General features: G+C 69.8%; 5 protein-coding genes. 2 read left to right on the top strand and 3 right to left on the bottom strand.

Going from position 1 to position 5,447, the window contains the following annotated elements:
• Nucleotides 1–125 precede the first annotated feature (125 nt).
• A complete protein-coding gene (gene glnA / locus ACSW7Y_RS15960) occupies nucleotides 126–1,550 on the bottom strand; it encodes a type I glutamate--ammonia ligase (RefSeq protein ID WP_058724294.1) in 1,425 nt (474 codons plus the stop codon).
• A gap of 143 nt (nucleotides 1,551–1,693) precedes the next feature.
• On the opposite strand from glnA, the gene ACSW7Y_RS15965 reads away from it, so the two are divergent.
• Complete coding sequence (locus tag ACSW7Y_RS15965; protein ID WP_438127223.1) at nucleotides 1,694–2,149, top strand: RDD family protein; 456 nt, start codon at nucleotides 1,694–1,696, stop codon at nucleotides 2,147–2,149.
• A gap of 389 nt (nucleotides 2,150–2,538) precedes the next feature.
• On the opposite strand, the gene ACSW7Y_RS15970 is transcribed toward ACSW7Y_RS15965, so the two are convergent.
• Entirely contained in the window at nucleotides 2,539–3,252 is a 714-nt protein-coding gene (locus ACSW7Y_RS15970) for a DUF4191 family protein (RefSeq protein ID WP_438127224.1), read from the bottom strand.
• A 127-nt stretch (nucleotides 3,253–3,379) separates the two neighbouring features.
• On the opposite strand from ACSW7Y_RS15970, the gene ACSW7Y_RS15975 reads away from it, so the two are divergent.
• The gene (locus ACSW7Y_RS15975; protein ID WP_438127225.1) at nucleotides 3,380–4,204 is read left to right on the top strand and encodes a hypothetical protein; all 825 of its coding nucleotides are present in this window, start codon (nucleotides 3,380–3,382) and stop codon (nucleotides 4,202–4,204) included.
• Between the two features lie 271 nt (nucleotides 4,205–4,475).
• Here ACSW7Y_RS15975 and sucB read toward each other — a convergent pair.
• Nucleotides 4,476–5,447 (bottom strand): 2-oxoglutarate dehydrogenase, E2 component, dihydrolipoamide succinyltransferase (gene sucB, locus ACSW7Y_RS15980; RefSeq protein ID WP_438127226.1); only part of this gene is annotated, 972 nt, incomplete at its 5' end.

A 5,447-nucleotide genomic window follows, 5' to 3' on the forward strand; every position in this document is an offset into this window, starting at 1 on the left:
GCCCGGTGCCGGCCCGACGGACCGGCACCGCGCCTCCAGGCGGTCACCCCCACCGCATGACGCGCGCCGCACGCGGAAGGCCCCGCACCGGAACCGGTGCGGGGCCTTCGTGGTGTCAGCGGGGATCAGACGCCGAAGTAGAGCTCGTACTCGAACGGGTGCGGACGCTGCGCGAGCGGGAGGATCTCGTTCTCACGCTTGTAGTCGATCCACGTCTGGATGAGGTCCTCGGTGAAGACGTTGCCCTTGGTGAGGAACTCGTGGTCGGCCTCGAGCGCCTCGAGCGCCTCGTCGAGGGAGCCCGGCACCTGCGGGATGCCCTTGGCCTCCTCCGGCGGGAGCTCGTAGAGGTCCTTGTCGACCGGCTCGTGCGGCTCGATGCGGTTCTGGATGCCGTCGAGGCCCGCCATCAGCTGGGCCGCGAAGGCGAGGTACGGGTTGCCCGAGGCGTCCGGCGCGCGGAACTCGATGCGCTTGGCCTTCGGGTTCGTGCCCGTGATCGGGATGCGGATCGCGGCGGAACGGTTGCCGGCCGAGTAGACCAGGTTGACCGGCGCTTCGAAGCCCTTGACCAGGCGGTGGTACGAGTTGATCGACGGGTTCGTGAACGCGAGCAGCGCCGGAGCGTGCTTCAGGATGCCGCCGATGTACCAGCGCGCGACGTCCGAGAGACCGCCGTAGCCGTTCTCGTCGTAGAACAGCGGCTTGCCGTCGTTCCAGAGCGACTGGTGGGTGTGCATCCCCGAGCCGTTGTCGCCGAAGAGCGGCTTCGGCATGAAGGTGGCGACCTTGCCCCACTGGTCGGCCGTGTTCTTGACGATGTACTTGAACTTCAGGATGTCGTCCGCGGCGTGGACCATCGTGTCGAACTTGTAGTTGATCTCCTGCTGGCCGCCGGTGCCCACCTCGTGGTGCGAGCGCTCGAGCTCGAAGCCCGCCTCGATCAGCTTGAGGGTGATGTCGTCGCGGAGGTCCGCCGTCTTGTCGACGGGGGAGACCGGGAAGTAGCCGCCCTTGTACGGGGTCTTGTTGGCGAGGTTGCCGCCCTCTTCCTCGCGGCCGGTGTTCCACGCGCCCTCTTCGGAGTCGACCGAGTAGAACGACTTGTTCTGCGTGACCGAGTAGCGGACGTCGTCGAAGATGTAGAACTCGGCCTCGGGGGCGAAGAACGCAGTGTCCGCGATGCCCGTCGACGCGAGGTACTTCTCCGCCTTCTTGGCGACCTGGCGCGGGTCACGGCCGTAGATCTCGCCGTTCCGCGGGTTGTAGATGTCGAAGATCATGATCAGCGTGCGCTCGGCGCGGAACTGGTCGATGTAGGCCGTCGTCACGTCCGGGATGAGCTGCATGTCCGACTCGTGGATCGACGCGAAGCCGCGGATCGACGAACCGTCGAAGAGCTGTCCGACCGAGAAGAAGTCCTCGTCGACCGTCGACGCCGGGATGTTGAAGTGCTGCTGGACACCGGGAAGGTCCGTGAAGCGGATGTCGAGGAACTTGACGTCCGTGTCCTTGATGAAGGCGAGCACCTCGGAGGAATCGCTGAACATGTGTGTCGATCTCCTGTGGGGTTGGGTGATGTCGGCAGGGACCTTTCGGCACCCTCCGACGAGGCTATTGACACCGGGTTTCCCGGACGTGACTGCATTGTTTCGTGCGTGTTACGTGCCCGGTGCTCGCCTACGCTTGGGGCATGGCCCGTACCACCTCCCCGTCGTCGTCCGCCGCTCCGCATCCGGACGGCTGGCCCGGGAAGGACCTCGGACTCCCGGAGGAAGGTCCCCGCAGCGTCGGACGCATCGGCCGCCGAGTCGTCGCACTCCTGATCGACGGTGCCCTCGCCGACCTCGTCGCGTACGTCACGGGCGTGTGGTCGCCGGTCAACGGGTCCGGGGACATCGCGCACTCGTGGGTGCAGATCGCCATCTTCGCCGCGCTGCAGGTCCTGTTCATCTGCCTGCTGTCGGGCTCGTTCGGGCACATCTGCGTCGGCCTGCGCGTCGTGCCGATCCGCGGAGGGTACGTCGGGGTCTGGCGTCCGGTGGTCCGGACGGTGCTGCTTTGCCTCGTCGTCCCCGCCCTCATCATCGACCGCGACAGCCGTGGGGCGCACGACCGCATCGCGGGGACGGTGCTCGTCCGGCGCTGAGGGCGGGGGGCGCGGCTGGTTGGCTCGCACGGTGCGGAGGCCAGCTCGCACGGTGCGGAGGCCAGCTCGTCCGGTGCGAGGTGGTTCACGCCGTGCGAGGTTGTGAGCGCGCACCGTGTGGAGAACCTCGCACCGTCTGTCACGCGCACCGTCCTCGCACGGTGCGAGGTCGGCTCGCACGGTGCGAGGCCAGCTCGTTCGGTGCGAGGTTGTTCATGCCGTGCGAGGTTGTGAGCGCGCACCGTGTGGAGAATCTCGCACCGTCTGTCACGCGCAGCGATTGCCCGTCACGCGCACGCGTCCACGGAGCGACGAGCGTGCATCGTCCGCACGCAGAACGCCCCCGACCGATGTGGTCGGGGGCGTTCTGCGTCAGCAGGTCGCGCTGATCAGCGGGGGCGGCCGGCGCGGGCCCGCATCGGGTCCATGCCCTTGGGGATCGACGCCGCCGGGCTCTGCGTGAGCGAGTCGAGCCGGTTCGCGACCGCGAGGACTTCGTTGCGGTTCAGCGCCTTCTTGTACTTGTTCATCGCCCGCGGCAGCTTGTGCAGCGTCACGGCGTCGTCACCCGAGCCGACGTGGACGACGTGCACGGGGACGTTCGGCACGATCCGCTGCACCTTGCGGCGCTCTTCGTCCACCTGGCGGGTGAGGTTGCCGAGCTGCCCCTCCGTGATGAGGACGACGCCGGGAGTGCCGACGGCGCGGTAGACGGCGGCCTGCGAGCGACCGTGGACCGCGACCGGCATCTCGCTCGAACGCCACTGGCGTCGGAGCGAGTTCGAGAGCACGGCACCGACGGCACCGGGCTGCCCCTCGATCTGCGAGTAGGCGGCCCGCTCGGCGAGACGGCCGAGCACGATGAGGAAGAGCAGGACACCGAGCAGGACGCCCGCGACGATCCAGAGGAGGATCGCGAGCCAGTTCTGGCCCGGGAGCAGCAGAGCGAGGAGGATGCCGAGGACCACGGGGCCCACGAACGCCAGGGCGAACCACCAGACGGACGTCGGGTCGGCCCGACGGGTCATCTGGAAGACCTGGTACATCTGCTTGAGACGACCCGGCTCCTTCGCCTTCGTGTCGGAAGAACTGCTGCGTGCCATGCACACAGGATACGGCCTGAGCAGCCACTCCGAGACCGGCTCGGAGGAGGCTGTGGGCGAACGGTCGCCGTCCACAGTTCCGTCCGTCGTGGGCCGCGCGGCGTGACGCGGGACGACGATGGTCGGCGTGCAGGATGACGACGAGCGCAGGACCTGGTGGGCGGCCACGTCGGAGGGCACCTTCCTCGGCTGGGTGGCTGCTCGATCGGTCGCACCGGAGCGACACCTCGGGCCGGTGCTCGCCGTCGGGCGGGCCCGGAACGGGGCCCTGGTGGCCGAACTGCTGCGTCCCGCCGGCCCGTCGATCGCGGCGGCTCTCGACCGGCTGGGGACACCGAGCGTCGGGGTGGCGGTCACCCTGACGGAACCCCTGCTCGACCTCGCGGTCGCGGCTGGGCGCGGCGCTGTCCTGCTCGGCCCGGCGTGTGCCGAGGACGTCGTCGTGGATGACTCCGGAGCCGTCGTGCTCTGCGATCGACCGATGGGGGCCGTTCCGTTCGCGGCGGGGCCCGGCTCCGCACCACTGTCGAGTGCCGGCGTCGTCGACGGGATCGCCGCGCTCCTGCTCGCCGTGCGGATCGTCTGGGAGCGCGTCGACCCACGCGAGGCCTGCCGGCCGGATGTCGACACGGCACTGATCACCGCGCGGTGCGGCGACCCCGCTGCACTCGACTCCCTGCGCGCGACGGTGCACGCAGCCGGCGCGCCGAGACCGGTGCGCTGGGACCCGCCCGCGGGACTGTTCTCCTTCGCGGAACCGGTGCCGCCCGTCCCCGGCCCCGGCTCTGAGGCCGCCGGATCGGTGGTCGATGCGGTGATCGCTCGGGCCCGGGACGTCGCCGAACGCGGCGTACCCGTGGGCGGACGGCGGGTGCCGGCGCGGCAGGTGCTCGTCGGTGTCGTGGTCGCCGCCGGCCTCGTGGTCGCGGCGGTGACGGCGCTCGGCGGGTGACCTGCGATCACGCACGGTGGCGCTGACGAGTCCTCGGGCCTGGCAGGCGACGCTGACGGGTCCTCCGGCCAGGCAGGGCGCTGAAGGGTCCTGCGGTCAACGGGCGGGGCGCCGCGGCCCGCCAGGAACTGCCTGCAGCGCCGAGGGACGCCCCTCCGCGCCGATGGATGCCCGCGGCGCCGAGGAACGCGGAACGGCCCCGCTCCAGGGGAGCGGGGCCGTTCCGTCGAACCAGGCAGGAACGCCGGGATCAGTGCCCGAGGGCCGTGCTTCAGTACCCGAGGTTCGGGGCGAAGTTGCCCTCCTCGAGGCGGTTCTTCACCGCGACGAGGTAGCGCGACGCGTCCGCACCGTCGATGATCCGGTGGTCGTACGACAGCGCGAGGTAGACGAACGAGCGGATTGCGATGGCTTCCTGTCCGTCGACCTTCACGACGGCCGGACGCTTGGTCACGATGCCCGTGCCGAGGATCGCCGACTGCGGGAGGAACACCACGGGGGTGTCGAACAGCGCGCCACGCGAACCGGTGTTGGTCAGCGTGAAGGTGCCGCCCGCGAGCTCGTCCGGCTTGAGCTGGTTGTTGCGGGTGCGCTCGGCGAGGTCCGCGATCGACTGCGAGAACTGCGCCAGGTTCAGCGACGCGGCGTCCTTGATCACCGGGGTGAGCAGACCGCGCTCGGTGTCCACCGCGATCGAGACGTTCTCGGTCTCCGGGTAGACGATCTCGTCACCGTCGACCGTCGAGTTGATCTTCGGGTGGGCCTTGAGCGCCTCCGACGCCGCGAGGGCGAAGAACGGCATGAAGGAGAGCTTCGAGCCGGTCTTCTCGAGGAACTCGGCCTTGTGCGCGTCGCGGAACTGCGCCACCTTCGTGACGTCGACCTCGACGACGCTCGTGAGCTGGGCGGTCGAGGTCATCGACTGCACCGCGCGCTCGGCGACGACCTTGCGGAGGCGGGTCATCTTCTCGCGGGTGCCACGGAGCGGCGACACCTCGGCGACGAAGGGACCGGACGGCGCGGCGGCAGCCTGACCGCCGGCGGCCGGCTTCGATGCAGCCGCAGCGGCAGCGAGGACGTCCTCCTTGCGGATGCGACCGCCGACGCCCGATCCGGTCACGGTCGAGAGGTCGACACCCTGCTCGTTCGCGAGCTTGCGCACGAGCGGGGTCACGTACCCGGAGGCGGAGCCGTCCTGCGTCGGGTTCGGCACCGAAGCTGACTGACCCGAGGCGGCCGGAGC

The organism is Curtobacterium flaccumfaciens (genome assembly GCF_051548005.1).
Taxonomy (GTDB): Bacteria; Actinomycetota; Actinomycetes; order Actinomycetales; family Microbacteriaceae; genus Curtobacterium.